Here is a 17068-nt window from a genome sequence, read left to right on the forward strand (position 1 = left end):
CAAGAAGTCAGCCGTACCCTGAGAGGTCCCATGGAACTGATTGCCCGCTGCGCCGACCCTGCGGTCATCCGCCTCAACCCGCTGGACAACGTCCTGATTGCACGCCAGGCGCTGCCTGAAGGCCTTGAGCTGGACGGCGAAGCGATCACCGTGCGCCAACCCATCCCGTCGGGGCACAAAGTCGCTACCGAGCGTTTGGAGCAGGGCCAGCCACTGCGCCGTTACGGCCAGATCATCGGTTTCGCCTCGCAAACCATCGAACCTGGCGATCACGTCCATGTGCACAACGTGCAGATGGGCGACTTCTCCCGCGACTATGCCTTTGGCGTCGATGCACGCAGCCTGGCTGCCACTGAAGCAGTGTTTCAGGGGATTGTGCGCGGCGACGGCCGCGTCGCCACACGCAACTACATTGGCATCCTTACCTCGGTGAATTGCTCGGCAACCGTCGCCCGGGCAGTGGCTGATCATTTCCGCCGCGATATCCACCCCGAGGCGCTGGCCGAGTACCCGAATATCGACGGTGTGGTCGCCCTGACCCACGGTGCCGGTTGCGCAGTGGACCCCAGTGGCGAAGCGCTGGGTCTGTTGCGCCGTACCTTGGCAGGCTATGCGATACACCCCAATTTCGCCGCTGTGCTGATCATTGGTCTGGGCTGTGAAACCAACCAGATCGAGAGTCTGCTGGAAACCCAGGGCCTGAAAGCCAGCGAGCAACTGCGCACCTTCACTATCCAGGGCATCGGCGGCACCTCCAAGACCATCGCCGCCGGCATCGAGCAGGTCAAGACGCTGCTGGCCGACGCCAATCGGGTCAAACGTGAGCCAGTCAGTGCGCGGCACCTGGTCGTTGGCCTGCAATGCGGCGGTTCCGATGGTTACTCCGGGATCACCGCCAACCCGGCACTGGGTAATGCCGTTGACCGCCTGGTCGCGGCCGGCGGCACCGCGATCCTGTCGGAAACACCGGAGATCTATGGCGCCGAGCACCTGCTGACGCGCCGGGCGGTGAGCCGTGAGGTCGGCGAGAAGCTGATCGCACGCATTCATTGGTGGGAAGACTACTGCCAGCGCATGAACGCCGAGCTCAACAACAACCCTTCGGCGGGTAACAAAGCAGGAGGGCTGACCACCATTCTGGAGAAATCCCTCGGCGCGGTGGCCAAGGCCGGCTCGAGCAATCTGGTCGACGTCTATCAATACGCCGAGGCGGTGCGCGCTCAAGGCCTGGTGTTCATGGACACCCCAGGTTATGACCCGGTCTCCGCCACCGGCCAGGTCGCCGGCGGCGCCAACCTGATTGCCTTCACCACCGGCCGGGGCTCGGCCTACGGCTGCGCGCCTGCGCCGTCGATCAAGCTGGCCACCAACAACCGGGTGTTCGAGCACCAGGAAGAGGACATGGACGTTAACTGCGGCGGCATCGCCGACGGCTCCACCAGCATCGAAGAACGCGGTGCCTACATCTTTCAACAGATGCTGCGCATCGCCTCGGGTGAGCGCAGCAAGAGCGAACAGCACGGCTACGGGCAGAACGAGTTCGTGCCCTGGCAGATCGGTGCCGTGACCTGACTGCCAGCCCCCTTCATCTTTCGAGGCGACTTTTTATGCACGTTAACGGATTCAACTTCATCGGCGGCCAGCGCAGCGCACTTGGCGACACCCTGGTCTACAGCATCGACGCCCATACCGGCGAGCAGCTAGCGGGCGGCTTTCATCAAGCGACCTTGACCGAGGTCGACAACGCCGTGGCAGCGGCCAGTGCCGCGTTCCCACCGTTTCGCAATTTACCGGCAGTACGCCGCGCAGAGTTTCTTGAGGCGATCGCCGACGAACTCGATGCCCTCGGTGAAGACTTCGTCAATCTGACCTGCCAGGAAACCGCACTGCCCAGCGCGCGAATCCAAGGCGAACGGGGTCGCACCAGCGGCCAGATGCGTCTGTTTGCCAAGGTCCTGCGCCGTGGCGATTTCTATGGCGCTCGTATTGATCAAGCGCTGCCAGCGCGCACGCCGCTGCCACGCCCCGACCTGCGTCAATACCGCATCGGCGTTGGCCCGGTGGCGGTGTTCGGTGCCAGCAACTTCCCGCTGGCGTTCTCCACCGCGGGAGGCGATACCGCTGCGGCATTGGCCGCCGGCTGCCCGGTCGTGTTCAAAGCCCACAGCGGCCATATGGCAACCGCCGAGCGCGTTGCCGAAGCGTTGATCCGCGCTGCCGAGCGCACTGGCATGCCGGCGGGCGTGTTCAACATGATCTTCGGCAGCGGCGTGGGTGAGGCACTGGTCAAACACCCGGGTATCCAGGCGGTGGGCTTTACCGGTTCGCTCAAAGGCGGCCGGGCGTTGTGCGATATGGCGGCAGCGCGACCGCAGCCGATCCCGGTATTTGCCGAGATGTCGAGCATAAACCCGGTGCTGGCACTGCCGAAGGCACTGGCAAATCGCGGTGCCCAGCTAGCCAAGGACCTGACCGCATCGGTGGTACAGGGCTGTGGGCAATTCTGCACCAATCCGGGCTTGGTACTAGGCATTCGCTCGCCGGCCTTCACCGCTTTTATCGAGCAGTTGCGCGGGCACATGGCTGATCAGCCGGCGCAGACCATGCTCAACCCCGGCACCCTGCGCAGCTACGACAAAGGCCTGCAGAGGTTGCTCGCGCACCCTGGTATCGAGCACCTGAGCGGTGCCCGGCAACAGGGCAATCAGGCCCAGCCGCAGCTGTTCGAGGCAGATGTCAGCCTGCTGCTGGAGCAGGACGAGCTGCTGCAGGAAGAGGTGTTTGGTCCGTGCACTGTGGTGGTTCGGGTCGATGATGCCGAGCAACTGCTGCAAGCCGTGAACGCTCTGCGCGGTCAGCTGACAGCAACCTTGCTGGCGGATGAGCAAGACCTGGCTGACCACGGCTCGCTGCTTGGCGCACTGGAAGTGAAAGTGGGCCGAGTGTTGCTCAACGGCTACCCGACCGGCGTCGAAGTCTGCGATGCGATGGTGCATGGCGGCCCGTATCCGGCGACCTCCGATGCCCGTGGCACCTCGGTTGGCACCCTGGCCATCGACCGCTTCCTGCGCCCGGTGTGCTACCAGAACATCCCTGACGCCATGCTGCCGCCGGCCTTGCAGAACGCCAACCCGCTGGGCATTCAGCGCCTTGTGGATGGTCAGCCGAGCACGGCAGCGCTCAACCAAACCGGGAACTGAGCGTATGAGCGAAGCCATCCGCTATGAAGTGAACGCGCTCAGCACCTTTGTCGAGCGCCTGTTTGAAAACGCCGGCGCCGACGCGGAGGTCGCCCAAGTGGTAACCCGAGTGCTGCTCGAAGGCGAGTTGCTCGGCCATCGCACCCATGGCCTGAATCTGGTCAGTCGCTACATTGGCGGCATGTTGAGTGGCCAGGTCAAGGCTCAGGCGGCAGCGCTGGAGCAGATCTCCGACAGCGGTGTTGCCAGCCTGTTCGACGGCAACTATGTACTCGGCCCGTACTGCGTCAGCCGTGCGTTGGACTGTGCGGCCAGCGGGGCCAGCGCGCAGGGCATCGGCATCGCCGTGGTCCGCCGCGCTGCGCATATTGGCTGCCTGGCGGCCTACTTGAAGCCATACACCGACCGTGGCTTGGTCGCGATGGTGTATTCCTCCGATCCGTCGGTAGGGTTGGTCTGTGCCCATGGCGGAGTTGACCCGATCTACACACCGAACCCAATTGCGGCCGGTATCCCCGCCGGCGGCGAACCGATCCTGCTGGATGTGAGCATGTCCACCGTGACCATGGCCATGGTCAGCCAATGCCGGGATAACGGCAGCAAACTGGCGCACCCGGTGCTGATGAGCAACGAAGGCAAGGCGAGTGATGACCCTGCGGACTTCTTCACCCGCCCGCAGGGCAGCATCTTGCCGCTGGGTGGCCAGGCCTTCGGCCACAAGGGCTTCGCTCTGGCGATTCTGGTCGAAGCACTGACCTCGGGCCTGGCCGGCCATGGCCGCAAGGACTGCCCTGATCAATGGGGCGCGTCGGCCACTGCGGTAGTTATTGATCCGCGCTTCTTTGGCGGCCTACAGGCGTTTACTGACGAAACCAGCTTCCTCGGCCAACTGATCCTCGCCAGCCGCCCAGTAGATCCGGAGCGCCCGGTGCGCCTGCCTGGGCAAGCCGGCCTGGCCCTGCGCAGCAAGGCTCTGGCCCAGGGCGTAAGCCTGGCGCCGACTCTGGTCGCAGACCTCAACCAGCTCGCCGCCCAATTGCAAGTGGCCGCGCTTGGTCACTAATAGACAACTACAAAAAAGGTAGAGACATGACAGATCAATCGAACAGCAAGCCTTCGTTGCCGTTGAGCCACAATGCCGCCGTCTGTAACAGTGGCAGCTGGATAGGGCGGGTATGGCTGCCCGAGCAAGGCCCGGCAGTAGTATTGGTGAAGGAGGGCGCAGTGCATGACATCAGCGCCCACGTCGCCACGGTTTCGGCGCTGCTCGAAGTGGCTGACCCGGTGGCTTACCTGCGTTCGCTGCCGTTGGCCGATGCGCTGACCGAGCTGCCGGCGCTGCTTGCCAACAGCGATCCACGCCAACGTGACATCAGCAAACCCTGGCTGCTGGCACCGATCGATCTGCAGGCCGTCAAGGCTGCCGGCGTGACCTTTGCCGCCAGCCTGCTGGAACGCGTGGTCGAGGAGCAAGCCAAGGGCGACCCGGCCAAGGCTGATGCGATCCGCGACACGCTGGCCAGCCGGATCGGTGCCGACCTGTCACAGATCGTCCCAGGTTCGGCCCAGGCCGAGGCGTTGCGCGCCGTGCTGGTGGAGCAGGGCTTGTGGTCGCAGTATCTGGAGGTCGGCATCGGCCCGGATGCCGAAGTCTTCACCAAGGCCCAGCCGCTGTCGGCAGTGGGCCACGGCGCCGACATCGGCATCCATCCCAAATCAAGCTGGAACAACCCGGAACCGGAAGTGGTACTGGCAGTGTCCAGCGACGGCAGCATCAAGGGCGCCATGCTTGGTAACGACGTCAACCTGCGTGACTTCGAAGGGCGCAGTGCCTTGCTGCTGTCCAAAGCCAAGGACAACAACGCCTCGACCTCGCTGGGCCCGCTGCTGCGTCTGTTCGACGAAGGTTTCAGCCTCGATGACGTGCGTAACGCCGAAGTCGACCTGCGGGTTGAAGGGGAGGAGGGCTTCATCCTCTCGGGCCGCAGCTCGATGCAGCAGATCAGCCGCGACCCGCTCGACCTGGTGCAGCAGACCCTCAACGAAAATCACCAGTACCCGGACGGCCTGGTGCTGTTTCTCGGTACCCTGTTCGCCCCCAAGCAAGACCGCGACCAACCGGGCAATGGCTTCACTCACAAGCCTGGCGACGTAGTCACCATCAGCAGCGCGCAGCTGGGCGCCTTGAGCAACCGGGTGACCACCAGCGACCAGGCGCCGCAGTGGAACTTCGGCCTGCGCTCGCTGATTGACAGCCTCAGCCGCCGCGGCCTGCTCGACGCGGCAGTGACCGCGCGGCAACCCTGATCCAACCGTAACCGACCATGGATGAACGCGACAGCAATGACGGATCGCCTAGGCGCTGAACGCGCTGCAACAATAATAATAAAGGCCACGCAATGAACAAACTGAAGAAGTACCAGAGCATCACGGTGGTGTTCCTGCTGTTGATCGGTGTCGTCAACTACCTGGACCGCAGTGCGCTGTCGATCGCCAACACCTCGATCCAGAAAGACATGATGATCAGCCCCTCGCAGATGGGCATCCTGCTGTCGGCGTTCTCCATTGCCTATGCCTTCGCCCAGTTACCGATGGGCATGATCATCGACCGCCTGGGCAGCAAGATCGCCCTCGGCGCATCGTTGCTGGCCTGGTCGGTCGCCCAGACCACCTTCGGCCTGGTCAACAGCTTCGCCGGCTTCATGGGCCTGCGCGTGCTGCTGGGGATCGGCGAGGCGCCGATGTTCCCGTCTGCAGCCAAGGCGCTGTCGGAATGGTTCGATGCCAACGAACGCGGCACACCTACCGGCATCGTCTGGTCGTCGACCTGCCTCGGGCCTTGCCTGGCACCTCCACTGTTGACGCTGTTGATGGTCAACTACGGCTGGCGCGGCATGTTCATCATCACTGGGTTGCTGGGCGTAGTGCTGGCGGTGTGCTGGCTGACCTTCTACAAAAGCAAGGCGCAGTACCTGGCCGAGCTGGCGGCCGAAGGCAAACCGCTGCCCACCGAGCACGTGGCACCTGCCGCCGCCCCGCAAGCACCCAAGGTGTCGTACTTTGCCGGCTGGCTCGACCTGTTCAAGCATCGCAGCACCTGGGGCGCAGTGCTGGGTTTCATGGGCGTGATCTACATGCTCTGGCTGCACCTGACCTGGCTACCCGGTTACTTTGAGCGCGAGCATGGCCTGGACTTGTACAAGACTGCCTGGGTGGTGTCGTTGGCCTATGGCTTTGGTGCGGTAGGGACCATCGTCGCCGGCCGCTTCTGTGATCGGCTGGTGAAGCGGGGCATGAGCATTCTCGGCAGCCGCAAGTTCAGCGTGATCACCGGCCTGGTGCTGGCAGCGCTGTTTACCTTGCCGCTGTCGTACGTCACCGGGCTTACCGGGTGTGTGATTCTACTGTGCCTGGCGTTGTTCAGCATCAACATGGCCAGTGCCACGGCGTGGATGATCGTCAACACCATCGTCGACAGCCCGCGGGTGGCCTCGTTTGGTTCGATCCAGAACTTTGGTGGGTATATTGCCGGGTCGGTCGCGCCGATCGTTACGGGCTTTAGCATTCAGTACTCGGGGTCGTTCAATACGGCGTTCATGATCAGCGCGGTGGTGGCGTTGTGTTCGGCGGTGGCGTACTTCCTGCTGCTGAAGGCGCCGATTGGTGGGGCGGTGGTCAAGGACGAGGTGTTGCGGGAGGTGACGCAGTGAAAGGCGTGCAGGCCTGGTGAAAGCAACGGACTATTTGGCGCTCATCTGCGAAGGACTTGCCGACAAGGAGTTAGCAGTTACCTTGGTGTCAGAGGTTGAAAACTGTACCTCGAATGCTGAGCGCCTAATGGCGGGATGTGCCGGCCATGGCTGTGTCAAATCGTTCCGAGCGTTCCGACTGATGTATCAGATCAAAAATGCAAGCCATACCGTGCCAAGAATGATGAACTGAGCCGGAATGAGGTGGCGAGCGAACAAAGAACCGCCGCTGCTCCAAGCCAGTACGCATTTGGTTATGGTATTCCCTGTGAGCGCCATCATTGCCGGTAGCGTCAGGTCGGCACTGTTCAGCTGGCCTGCAGCAACGAGCGAAGCGATCGAAGCAGTTGCGGCATGCGCATCGCCCAAGCCACTGATAAAGGCAGCAATGCTGAGCCCCTTGTGACCAAGGTGCTCGAGCAGAAACGCCGAGAACAATGCAATGCAGGTAATCGCTAGCGTGATGAGCAGTGCTGTGAGCAGGCTGAAAGCACCGCTGCCGGGCTTGGTCGTGGGGCAGACTGGCACAGGGCGCCAAGGCGCCAGCAACAGCACGCCGTAAATGAGCGTGACCAGCATACCGAGACCTATAGATGGCCAGAAAGGGCGCAGCAAGCGCACGTCGACAACGCCAATCACCAAACCAAACTGGACAAGGGTGGCGAGGTTGGACAGCACCGCTGCAGCGGCGAACGCGCGCATGAACGTGTCCTGCCTTCGTGCTTGATGGCCAAGCATGGCAATGGTCGCTGAGCCAGAGGCAAACCCGGATGCGATCGCACTCAGGGCCAGGCCATAGCGTGGCCCCAGCAGGCGCATGGCGATATGCCCTAGCGCACCGACGGCCATCAGTAACACGACCAGTGTGCAGATCACCCGCGGGTTCAGTACCCCGTAGGGGCCAATGAACCGGTCCGGCGTCAACGGCAGCACAACCAGCGCTACTGTAAGGAGCAACAAGCCATCGCGCAGTTCGCCCTCGCTCAGTTGCTGCAGCACGAAACGATGAAGCTCACGCCTCAGGGCCAGCAGTATGGTGAGTACGATACCGATGGCGGTTGCCAGCTCGGGGTGTTCGACTGTCAGGCCTCCCAATACCAACACCAGCAGCAAGGCAATTGCGCTGGTAATGTCCGAATCTTCGTCGGGTTTTGTGCGGTGGTAAATGGCCAACAGCAGCGCTATGCCCACCAATGCAACGCCGACCAGAGCCGGGCCAGCCAGTACATGGCAGACATACCCCATCAGGGCGGTGATTGCGAAGGTTCTCAAACCCGCTGCGGCGGGAGCCTCACTGTTGACCTTCTTGCGCTCCCGTTCAAGGCCAACCAGCATGCCGATGCCCAATGCCACGGCCCCGTGAGCCAAGTTCACTAGGTCGAGCATCAGGCCTTTACCGGGGCGATGGCAAAGCTGGCCGGGGAGCCCAGTTCGATCGCGATCAGCGCTGGCATGTCGAGGATCTCCACCTGCCGGCCGTGCAGGTTGACGATACCCAGACCGCGTAAGTGAGCGACTGAGCGGCATATGGTTTCCAGGCGCAGCCCGAGGTAGGAGCCGATGTCTTCGCGAGACATGCGCAACATGAAACCGTGGGGTGAATAGCCGCGGCTGACGAAGCGGCGGGAAAGGCTCAGTAAAAAACTGGCAAGCCGCTGCTCGGCAGAGAGGTTGCAGAGCATCAGCACGCGCTCATGCTCGCGGATAATCTCCCTGCTCATCAGGCGGTTCAAGCTCTGTTGCAGCATGGGGAAATTACGCGCCAGGGCTTGCAGGCGATGATAGGGCAGAGGGCACACTTCGCTGTCTTCCAGGGCGATGGCATCACAGACATGAAGCTCGGTCGCTACGGCATCGAGCCCCAGTACGTCCCCTGTCATCCAGAAGTTGATGATCACACCCTGGCCTTCGGCGTTGTTCAGGTTCGTCTTGAAGCTGCCTGAGTGCACCGCATACAGGCTACTCAAGGGTACATTTGCGCTGAACAGCGCAGCCCCCTTGCTGACCCGGATACGAGGGCCGATCAGTGTGCCGAAATAACTGTTGCAGTGCATGGGCAAACCCGCGGGCAAACACAAGCCGTTGACCCGGCACTCACTGCACCGGCATGTCAGTGGTTTGAAATGAATGGGCGGTGGTTTGCACTTTGGCGCAGGCTGCCCGAGCAGCTGAAAGTCGGTCAGCCCCGACATTTCATGCCTCCTTCGCAGGTCTGAGAGCGACGGTGGCGATCTTGTTCAGTGAATGAGGCGCGTTGAGGCGGGCGGTCAGCACGCCTACGAACTGCTCGGCTTCTATGGATGTGCTGAAACTCACCCGCCACTCGTCCATGTGTACCCAACAGCGATTGCCGTTGGCGCTTTTCTCAACGTAGACGTTCATTGGAACCTCCAGTGCATGCATGAGCAAGGGACTGCCTATCGATAGGGGGCAATGGCGTCCTTGCCGACGGCGTGGCGAGGTTCAGGGCGTGATCGCCACCTTCATTACGCCGTCGCGCTGGTTGGCGAACAATTCGTAGGCGGCTTCGATATCATCGAGCCGGAAACGGTGGGTGACCAAGGGGGAAACGTCTACGCGGCCACTGGCAACCACCGCCATCAACCGGCGCATCCGCTCTTTGCCGCCAGGGCACAGTGTGGTCACGATGCGGTAATCGCCAAGGCCGGCAGCGTATGCATCCAAAGGGATGCGCAGGTCGGCGCTGTACACGCCCAGGCTGGACAGTGTGCCGCCGGGGCGCAGCACCCGCAGTGCCCATTCGAAGGTGGCCTGGGTGCCCAGCGCTTCGATGGCTACATCTACGCCACGGCCATCGGTCAGCGCCATGATCTGCGCCACCACGTTGCCTTGCTTGAAGTCGACCACGTGTGAAGCACCCATTTCGCGTGCCACGCTGATGCGCGCCGCCACGGTGTCCACGCCGATGATGGTGGTGGCGCCTAGCATTTTGGCGCCGGCGACGGCGCACAGGCCGATCGGGCCCAGGGCGAACACGGCGACGGTATCGCCGATTGTCACGCCCCCGCGTTCTGCACCAGAAAAACCGGTGGACATGATATCGGGGCACATCAGCACGTGTTCGTCGCAGAGACTGTCGGGAATGGGCGAAAGGTTGGACATTGCGTCCGGCACTCGAACGTATTCCGCTTGGCAACCGTCGATGACATTGCCGAACTTCCAGCCACCCATGGCCTTGAAACCATGCGCCGTACCGGCGCCGTCTTGGGCGCCACAACCACACAGACAGGCATTGCTGTGGCCGCTTGGGGTGATGGCGCCAGCGATGACGCGTTGCCCTTCGTGGAACCCGCGAACCTCTGAGCCCAGTTTTTCGATGACACCCACTGGCTCGTGGCCGACGGTCAGCCCTTTGGCCACTGGATACTCGCCACGCAGGATATGCACATCGGTGCCACAGATCGTCGTTGTGCTGATGCGCATCAGCGCATCTAGCGGGCCGATCTCAGGGATGGGCTTGTCTTCCAGCACGATGCGGTTCTTTTCGACATAAATGGCCGCTTTCATGAGTGCCATGGCATGCCTCCGGGGCATCGCTGATTTTTGTTGGCAACTACAGCGTGCGCTAAAAAAGCCGGTAAGTCTTGATCCGAGTCAATTTTGCGTCGAGCGGTGGCAGGGGTTGGTGAGTGGCGCCTGACTCTTGATAAACATCAAACCGCACAGGTGCTGCTGGCAGATCATCGAGGTACTCATCGAGCCCGTAGAGGTGTGCCATGACCAATCCGCAAAGACTTCTTCTGATCGCATCGCCCTTGATGCGCCGCACGCCGGTCTATGACCGTGCGGCGGCGCTGGCCAAAGCCAAGGGCATGCCATTGCACATCGTCGCCTTTGACTACCTTGAGGGCCTGGTCACTGCCGGCCTGGTCAACGACCAGGCGTTGGCGGTCATGCGGGAGGGCTATGTGCAGCAACACCGTGAATGGCTGGAAACCCAGACATTGTCGATGCGCCGCAGCGGCGTGACGGTGACCACCGAGGTGGTGTGGGTGCAGCATCCGCTGGACGAGATCCAGGCGCATCTGCGTGAGCAGCCGTTCGCCATGCTGATCAAGGGGCTCGAGCATGAACCGTGGTGGATGCACGCCATGTTCACCTCGCTCGACGTCCAGTTGTTACGCGACACTCGTATCCCGTTGCACCTGGTTCACAACGCCAGCAATGCTTTGCCGCGCCGGATACTTGCAGCAGTTGATCTGTCGCGCCCAGAGGATCAGTTCGAAGGGTTCAACGACCAGATCATCAGCGAAGCGCTCAAGCTGGCCTTGCAATGCAACGCCCAGATCGAACTGCTGTACGCCTACGATATGGGTTCCATGTACCTGGACGCCGACGACGCCCGGGCACATTCGTTCCTGTTCGATTCGAACCTGTCACGAACACTTCACGAGGCCCAGGCCGATGCCTTCCAGGCATTGGCCGAACGCAACGGGATCCCCGCCGAGCACCGCCACCTGCGGGTGGGGGACCCGACCAAGGTGCTGACGCTGTTCATGGACAACAATGACATCGATGTGCTGGTGATGGGGAGCTACCACCATCATGGAATCGGCTGGTTCATCGGCAGTACGGCCGAGCGGATTCTGCATCGGCTCAGCTGCAGTGTTCTGGTGATCTCGCCCGAGCATTCGCAAGGTTGAAGTGCAAGGCCCGCAAGGGCCTTTTTTTTCAGGCGTGGAGGTCAAGCTCATGGAGAATTTCGCTGACATCGCCGCCCAGGTAGCGTACCGAGAGGCGTCGGTACGGTTCTGACATTGATCAAGTTGGTGCGCAGGTGATGACTTTCTGATCCGCATCAAGCGCTGATGGGTAGGGCGCTCGAAGATCGATGCTACTTGCCATCGCCGCGTGCGGCCGGAGGTTTCCCATGGGTCGGTATCGACAACTGCTGGTGCTGCTCACAGACATAGACCCGCACTCGGCAGTGCACGTGATTCGGGAGCAGGTGGCGGCCCTAGATATCGACGTGGTGGTCCTGGGGGTAGTGCAGCCCAAGGGTTTGAGCAAGCTTCTGGGCGACACCACAGAACGTATGGTGAGCGATCCACCGTGCAGCGTACTGTCCGTTCATCCCTGCGTGATCGACACCTGGGAGCCAACGCCATGCAACTGACCTTTTTCGGCGGTACGGGCACGGTGACGGGCAGCAAGTTCCTGCTGACGCGTGATTCGACACGGGTGCTGATCGACTGCGGGCTTTTCCAGGGCTACAAGCAACTGCGCTTGCGTAACTGGGAGCCACTGCCGGCAGTACTGCGGGCGGTGGATGCGGTGGTGCTCACGCATGCGCACCTGGACCACAGCGGGTACCTGCCGGTGCTGGCGCGCGAGGGCTTCAGCGGCCCCGTATATGCCACCCCGGCGACCTGTGCCTTGGCTGAAATTCTGTTGCTCGACAGCGCCCGATTGCAGGAGGAACAAGCCGAGCATGCGAACCGTCATGGCTATTCCAGGCATTCGCCGGCTCGCCCTTTGTACACCGAACTGGATGCCAAACGGGCACTGCGCCTGTTCAGGCCTGTCGCGCTGCACCACCGCACCCAGGTCGCGCCCGGTATCGAACTGTTGCTGCGCAGTGCCGGGCACATTCTCGGCGCGGCGACCGTACAACTGACGGTGGATGGCCAGACGATGGTGTCATCAGGCGATCTGGGACGGCCCCACGACCCCGTGATGCGTGCGCCCGAGCTGATCGGTGCGGCCGATGCGCTGCTGGTGGAATCGACCTATGGCGACCGATCGCACCCTGCTCAGGCTCCGGAGCGTTACCTCGCGGATGTGATCAACCAGACCCTGCTGCGCCATGGCATCACGCTGGTACCGTCATTTGCCATTGGCCGTGCGCAACTGTTGATGTACTACCTGTACACGCTCAAGCGCGACGGACTGATACCCGACATACCTGTGTATCTCAACAGCCCGATGGCGATGGATGCCACGGCCCTGTACCAGCAGTTCAAAGGTGAGCACCGCTTGACGGCGCTTGAATGTGCGCAGATGTGCAAAGGCACGCACATCATCCGCACGGTCGATGAATCCAGGCGCCTGGATCAGTTGCACGAACCTGCAGTCATCATCGCCGCCAGCGGTATGGCGACGGGGGGGCGGGTGTTGCACCACCTCAAGGCGCTGGCGCCCAATCCGTACAACAGCATCCTGTTCTCTGGCTTTCAGGCGGGCGGTACCCGGGGTGCCGATATTGTGGCCGGGGCGCGCAGCGTGCGCCTGCATGGCGAAGACGTGCCGATTCGGGCGCAGGTGTTTGCCATGGACAACCTCTCGGCGCATGCGGATGCGGACGAAATCATGGAGTGGTTACGCGGTTTCACCCGGCCACCGCGGCAAACCTACGTCATTCATGGCGAACCGCATGCTGCGGACACCTTGCGCCGACGGATAAGCCTTGAGCTCGGCTGGCCGGTGTGCGTGCCCGATTACCTGGAAACGGTTGCCATAGGCCCTGTGCGCTAGCACGGCACTGGAGGTTTTCATGAACATGCAAGCGAGGGCAAGGCTCAGGGGCTGGGCAAAAAGGCCCGGGGGAGGGGTGACCGCAGCCGATCGGCGGCAGTGCCAGAGGCACCTCGACCTGGTGCCGGAGGCCACCGCCGCGGTATTGCCTCAGGCCAGCGAAAGCCGGTGAATCAGCTGGCTTGGGTCATCCGGGTCTCTGACGCTGGTAAACCCTGCTGCCTGAGCCAGGTCGCGCATCGCTGCATTGGCCGCAGCGTCCATGGAATACATGTGCCGCAGGCCCTGGGCACGTGCGTGGTCGATCAGGTGCTGGAGCAGCAATGTGCCTAAACCGTGACGCTGCCAGCTATCGAGGACGGTGACGGCGCACTCGCATTCTTCACTACCCGATTGGGTCGCGTAACGGGAAATACCGACCTCCTGCAGTTCACCGTCGACATGGGCGAGGGCCAAATAGGCCATGTGCTGGTCGTGATCAACGACCATCAGTTGATCCAGCATGGCTTCACCAGGCTCCTTGAGCTGGCACAGGAAGCGGAAGTGGCGCGACTGTGGCGACAGGCGTTCGATAAAGCTCTTCTCGCGCTGGCGGTCTTTGGGCTGCAAAGGCCTGATCAGCACATGGGTGCCGTTGTCGAGCGCTTCGATCCAGTGTTCGCCGGCGGTGGCAGGAAATGACGCTGCGGCGTGAGTGCGGGGTGTTTCGGCGGATTCCATGGCAAGCCTCCTTACTTTGTGGGGTGTACAAAGGAGGTTTAGTTTCAACGCGTTATCTTGTGCGCGCTTGACAGTTGTCAATTACCGGGCTGGTAAGGTCACGCTTCGCTACTTGGTCTTCCAGTACTTCTGCATTTCCAGAAACAGAAAGGAGGCCGTCCAGGTGATCATCACCAGGCCCGTCAGCGCCTGCAGGCCTGTCAGGTATTTGAGGTCGCCACTTGGCACGATATCGCCAAAGCCGATGGTGGTGTAAGTGGTGAATGAAAAGTACACGCAGTCCATGAACGTGCCGTCGAAGTTGCCGCTCAGCGTGCCCCAGCCTTTGGCATTGGCCATCAGGTAATAGGCCAGGGCAAAGCACCAGACTTCCAGTGCGTGGGCCGCCAACGCGCCGAACACCCCGATGACGATGCGAAACCGGCTCCAGAGCTTGAGCCGCGGTAGCCAGTCGTTCAGGCGTAACAGGCATTCGTAATGAATCACCACCACCAACATCACGACCAGCGCGTTGATCAGCGTGACAGTAAACATTGACGGTTCCCCTGTGGCCCTGGCATCAGTCTGGCCGGTAATGGCCATCGTGTCGGTTCTACGCTTGAACAGCACTGGGTGATTGATAAAGGTCAGTCAGCGGCCGCCGTTATCGCGTTGGCTTCGACCTCCACCGGTCAGTACCCGGACTGCGACCAAGGTCGAATCCGTGACTTCAGATTCCCTTCAGATTGAGCACTGATACTCACCCCATCAAGCCCAAACCGGGGGAGTTTCATGACTCAGTCTCAGTGGAGCAGCCTGCTCCCATTGCCTATCGGCAGCCACGTCGATCATCACGCCCACTTGTCGCTTCATTTGCACAAGGACCCTGGCCGCGATGAGCTTGAGCACTTCATTCATCAGTGTTTTGCCAACGTGCATCATGCTGATGTGCACCATTACCTGCCAGAACTCCTGGCGCTGCACGACAGCCATGGCCGGCTGATTGCTGCCGCAGGCTTGCGCCTTGCCGACAGCGGGCCGCTGTTTCTCGAACACTATCTGGATGAGCCGCTGGAAGCTGCAGTTTCACGCGTGGCGGGCTCCCCCCTTGGGCGTGAGTGCATGGTCGAAGTGGGCAACCTGGCCTCGCTCAGTGCCGGCAGCGCGCGAATCATGATCATAGCGGTGACCTGGTTTCTGGCCACACGCGGCCTGAAGTGGGTGGCGTTCACCGGTGCAACGACACTGATAAACAGTTTCCAGCGCCTGGGGTTGGTACCGTCGGTACTGGCGTCGGCTGACCCGGCTCGGCTGAATGGGCAGTTGGACCAATGGGGTACCTACTACGCTCAGCATCCGCAAGTCTTTGCCGGCAGCATCGGTCATGGCTTCGATGCCTTGAGCAAGGCCGGGGTGTTCCAGCGCCTGGGGTTGCCTACGGCCTTTCGGGAGACTGGCCATGCCGCATGAACTGGAGCGTTTGCATCAACTGCTGGTGACGTTCGCCCGCGATCACGCTGACGCAATTGCCGTGCAAGGGGCGACCGAGTGCTTCACCTTCAGGCAATTGCTGGCCGAAGTGGGGTTGCGCACCCATAGCTTGCGCGGGCGCTCGTCCGGCCCGCTGGTACTGGCCCTGGATAATGGCCCGCAGCTACTGCTCTGGGACCTGGCGGCGCTGTTTGCCGAGCGTCCTTGTGTAATCGTGCCGTCGTTCTTCAGTGTTGCCCAATTCAGCCATTGCATCGAGCAGAGTGGTGCCTGCCATGTGCTGTGCGACCCGCAATGGCACGGTACGCTCGCCGAGCTGGGGTTCGCTCAGCAGGACGTGTTCTGGGTTCGCGAGGCACAGCCCGCTGCCGCGCTGCCAGCCGGTACCGCCAAGATCACCTACACCTCCGGCAGCACGGGCAAGCCCAAAGGCGTGTGCCTGTCTGTAGAGGCTCTGTTGCGAGTCGCCCAGGAGTTGGAGGTGGCCAGCCGACCCAGTGAACCTCAGCGTTACCTGGCGGTGCTGCCGCTGGGTGTGCTGCTGGAAAACCTGGGTGTCTACGCCGCCTTGATGGCCGGAGCGAGTGTGCTGCTATACCCCCAGGCGCAACTGGGCATGGGCGGTGCCAGCCAGGTCGATTTCAAGCGTTTGCTGGGGGCCATCGCCCTGAGCGGCGCGCAGAGCCTGATTCTGGTGCCGCAGCTGTTGATGGGGTTGATCACCGCCATCGAGCGCGGGCTGATGCGGGTGGGGGCGCTACGGTTCGTTGCGGTCGGCGGTGCCCGGGTGGCGCCCAGCTTGCTGGCCCGCGCCGAAGTGATTGGTCTACCGGTGTTCGAGGGCTATGGCTTGTCCGAGTGCGCTTCGGTGGTGGCGTTGAACCGCCCGGGCGCAACCCGCCGCGGCAGTGTCGGCAAACCGCTGCCCCATGTGCAGGTGCGTATCGCCGAGGACGGGGAGGTACTGGTGGCGGGCTCGGTGCTGCTCGGCTATCTGGAGGAACCACCCGTCTGCGATAGCTGGTGGGCCACCGGCGACCTTGGTCATTTCGACGAGGAGGGCTACCTGTACCTCGATGGCCGCAAGAAACACCAGTTCATCACTAGCTTCGGGCGCAACGTCAACCCGGAGTGGGTGGAGGCCGAACTGACCCAGAGCGGCGTGATTGCCCAGGCGTTCGTGCATGGCGAGGCCCTGCCAAAGAACCTGGCATTGCTCTGGCCGCTGGACCCCGCTACCCCTGACACACTCATCGACCAGGCCGTGCAACAGTGCAATGCCTTGCTGCCGGGCTACGCCAGGGTCCATGCCTGGCGTCGCCTGCCGTGCCCCTTGTCGAGTACCGACGACACACTGACCGCCAATGGCCGCCCGCGCCGCGAGGCCATCCTGCGGCGTTACCACTCCCTGTTATCCGACATCCCGTTGTGAGG

General features: G+C 62.1%; 15 protein-coding genes and 1 pseudogene. 10 read left to right on the top strand and 6 right to left on the bottom strand.

Annotated elements, in window-relative coordinates; translation table 11 throughout:
- Positions 1 to 30: 30 nt before the first annotated feature.
- The 5 genes from ACIOAU_RS04855 to ACIOAU_RS04875 all read left to right on the top strand — a co-directional run bounded on the left by ACIOAU_RS04855 (position 31) and on the right by ACIOAU_RS04875 (position 6910).
- Positions 31 to 1572, top strand: a complete 1542-nt coding sequence (locus ACIOAU_RS04855; protein WP_401180362.1) for a UxaA family hydrolase — start codon at positions 31 to 33, stop codon at positions 1570 to 1572.
- 35 nt (positions 1573 to 1607) lie between these two features.
- The gene (locus ACIOAU_RS04860; protein WP_259073637.1) at positions 1608 to 3200 is read left to right on the top strand and encodes an aldehyde dehydrogenase (NADP(+)); all 1593 of its coding nucleotides are present in this window, start codon (positions 1608 to 1610) and stop codon (positions 3198 to 3200) included.
- Between the two features lie 4 nt (positions 3201 to 3204).
- On the top strand, positions 3205 to 4263 hold the full coding sequence (locus tag ACIOAU_RS04865) for an Ldh family oxidoreductase (RefSeq protein ID WP_259073638.1): 1059 nt from the start codon (positions 3205 to 3207) through the stop codon (positions 4261 to 4263).
- A gap of 26 nt (positions 4264 to 4289) precedes the next feature.
- A complete protein-coding gene (locus tag ACIOAU_RS04870; protein WP_150569269.1) occupies positions 4290 to 5507 on the top strand; it encodes a fumarylacetoacetate hydrolase family protein in 1218 nt (405 codons plus the stop codon).
- A 92-nt stretch (positions 5508 to 5599) separates the two neighbouring features.
- The gene (locus ACIOAU_RS04875) at positions 5600 to 6910 is read left to right on the top strand and encodes an MFS transporter (protein ID WP_401180367.1); all 1311 of its coding nucleotides are present in this window, start codon (positions 5600 to 5602) and stop codon (positions 6908 to 6910) included.
- 186 nt (positions 6911 to 7096) lie between these two features.
- On the opposite strand, the gene ACIOAU_RS04880 is transcribed toward ACIOAU_RS04875, so the two are convergent.
- From ACIOAU_RS04880 to ACIOAU_RS04895, 4 genes are all read right to left on the bottom strand, one after another.
- A complete protein-coding gene (locus ACIOAU_RS04880) occupies positions 7097 to 8335 on the bottom strand; it encodes an MgtC/SapB family protein (RefSeq protein ID WP_401180370.1) in 1239 nt (412 codons plus the stop codon).
- Entirely contained in the window at positions 8335 to 9141 is an 807-nt protein-coding gene (locus ACIOAU_RS04885) for a helix-turn-helix domain-containing protein (RefSeq protein WP_401180373.1), read from the bottom strand. Before ACIOAU_RS04885 ends, ACIOAU_RS04880 begins: the two co-directional genes overlap by 1 nt.
- Before the next feature lies 1 nt (position 9142).
- Positions 9143 to 9331, bottom strand: a complete 189-nt coding sequence (locus ACIOAU_RS04890; protein ID WP_101319385.1) for a hypothetical protein — start codon at positions 9329 to 9331, stop codon at positions 9143 to 9145.
- Positions 9332 to 9412: 81 nt separating this feature from the next.
- A complete protein-coding gene (locus ACIOAU_RS04895) occupies positions 9413 to 10486 on the bottom strand; it encodes an NAD(P)-dependent alcohol dehydrogenase (RefSeq protein ID WP_401180376.1) in 1074 nt (357 codons plus the stop codon).
- A gap of 200 nt (positions 10487 to 10686) precedes the next feature.
- Here ACIOAU_RS04895 and ACIOAU_RS04900 point away from each other — a divergent pair, with 200 nt between their 5' ends.
- The 3 genes and pseudogenes from ACIOAU_RS04900 (at position 10687) to ACIOAU_RS04910 (ending at position 13444) form a co-directional block, all read left to right on the top strand.
- The gene (locus ACIOAU_RS04900; protein ID WP_401180378.1) at positions 10687 to 11613 is read left to right on the top strand and encodes a universal stress protein; all 927 of its coding nucleotides are present in this window, start codon (positions 10687 to 10689) and stop codon (positions 11611 to 11613) included.
- Between the two features lie 284 nt (positions 11614 to 11897).
- Positions 11898 to 12086, top strand: a pseudogene (locus ACIOAU_RS04905) (universal stress protein); the annotation flags it as partial.
- Positions 12077 to 13444 (top strand): MBL fold metallo-hydrolase RNA specificity domain-containing protein, encoded by a 1368-nt coding sequence (locus tag ACIOAU_RS04910; protein ID WP_401180380.1) that lies wholly within the window; start codon positions 12077 to 12079, stop codon positions 13442 to 13444. The pseudogene ACIOAU_RS04905 and the gene ACIOAU_RS04910, both read left to right, overlap by 10 nt.
- 150 nt (positions 13445 to 13594) lie before the next feature.
- Here ACIOAU_RS04910 and ACIOAU_RS04915 read toward each other — a convergent pair whose 3' ends face one another.
- Complete coding sequence (locus ACIOAU_RS04915) at positions 13595 to 14164, bottom strand: GNAT family N-acetyltransferase (RefSeq protein WP_401180383.1); 570 nt, start codon at positions 14162 to 14164, stop codon at positions 13595 to 13597.
- Positions 14165 to 14272: 108 nt separating this feature from the next.
- Complete coding sequence (locus ACIOAU_RS04920; RefSeq protein ID WP_101319375.1) at positions 14273 to 14698, bottom strand: potassium channel family protein; 426 nt, start codon at positions 14696 to 14698, stop codon at positions 14273 to 14275.
- A gap of 237 nt (positions 14699 to 14935) precedes the next feature.
- Between ACIOAU_RS04920 and ACIOAU_RS04925 the strand changes: the two genes are divergently transcribed.
- Both ACIOAU_RS04925 and ACIOAU_RS04930 read left to right on the top strand, forming a co-directional pair.
- Complete coding sequence (locus ACIOAU_RS04925; protein WP_188035913.1) at positions 14936 to 15613, top strand: thermostable hemolysin; 678 nt, start codon at positions 14936 to 14938, stop codon at positions 15611 to 15613.
- On the top strand, positions 15603 to 17066 hold the full coding sequence (locus tag ACIOAU_RS04930; RefSeq protein WP_401180387.1) for an AMP-binding protein: 1464 nt from the start codon (positions 15603 to 15605) through the stop codon (positions 17064 to 17066). Before ACIOAU_RS04925 ends, ACIOAU_RS04930 begins: the two co-directional genes overlap by 11 nt.
- Positions 17067 to 17068 lie beyond the last annotated feature (2 nt).

It is taken from the genome of Pseudomonas sp. NPDC088322 (assembly GCF_044740745.1).
Classification (GTDB): Bacteria; Pseudomonadota; Gammaproteobacteria; order Pseudomonadales; family Pseudomonadaceae; genus Aquipseudomonas; species Aquipseudomonas shirazensis.

Excerpts from the sequence above, each read along its gene's own strand:
- ACIOAU_RS04855 (WP_401180362.1), top strand. The coding sequence starts at position 31 with ATGGAACTGATTGCCCGCTGCGCCGACCCTGCGGTCATCCGCCTCAAC.
- ACIOAU_RS04860 (WP_259073637.1), top strand. The coding sequence starts at position 1,608 with ATGCACGTTAACGGATTCAACTTCATCGGCGGCCAGCGCAGCGCACTT.
- ACIOAU_RS04865 (WP_259073638.1), top strand. The coding sequence starts at position 3,205 with ATGAGCGAAGCCATCCGCTATGAAGTGAACGCGCTCAGCACCTTTGTC.
- ACIOAU_RS04870 (WP_150569269.1), top strand. The coding sequence starts at position 4,290 with ATGACAGATCAATCGAACAGCAAGCCTTCGTTGCCGTTGAGCCACAAT.
- ACIOAU_RS04875 (WP_401180367.1), top strand. The coding sequence starts at position 5,600 with ATGAACAAACTGAAGAAGTACCAGAGCATCACGGTGGTGTTCCTGCTG.
- ACIOAU_RS04880 (WP_401180370.1), bottom strand. The coding sequence starts at position 8,335 with ATGCTCGACCTAGTGAACTTGGCTCACGGGGCCGTGGCATTGGGCATC.
- ACIOAU_RS04885 (WP_401180373.1), bottom strand. The coding sequence starts at position 9,141 with ATGTCGGGGCTGACCGACTTTCAGCTGCTCGGGCAGCCTGCGCCAAAG.
- ACIOAU_RS04890 (WP_101319385.1), bottom strand. The coding sequence starts at position 9,331 with ATGAACGTCTACGTTGAGAAAAGCGCCAACGGCAATCGCTGTTGGGTA.
- ACIOAU_RS04895 (WP_401180376.1), bottom strand. The coding sequence starts at position 10,486 with ATGGCACTCATGAAAGCGGCCATTTATGTCGAAAAGAACCGCATCGTG.
- ACIOAU_RS04900 (WP_401180378.1), top strand. The coding sequence starts at position 10,687 with ATGACCAATCCGCAAAGACTTCTTCTGATCGCATCGCCCTTGATGCGC.
- ACIOAU_RS04910 (WP_401180380.1), top strand. The coding sequence starts at position 12,077 with ATGCAACTGACCTTTTTCGGCGGTACGGGCACGGTGACGGGCAGCAAG.
- ACIOAU_RS04915 (WP_401180383.1), bottom strand. The coding sequence starts at position 14,164 with ATGGAATCCGCCGAAACACCCCGCACTCACGCCGCAGCGTCATTTCCT.
- ACIOAU_RS04920 (WP_101319375.1), bottom strand. The coding sequence starts at position 14,698 with ATGTTTACTGTCACGCTGATCAACGCGCTGGTCGTGATGTTGGTGGTG.
- ACIOAU_RS04925 (WP_188035913.1), top strand. The coding sequence starts at position 14,936 with ATGACTCAGTCTCAGTGGAGCAGCCTGCTCCCATTGCCTATCGGCAGC.
- ACIOAU_RS04930 (WP_401180387.1), top strand. The coding sequence starts at position 15,603 with ATGCCGCATGAACTGGAGCGTTTGCATCAACTGCTGGTGACGTTCGCC.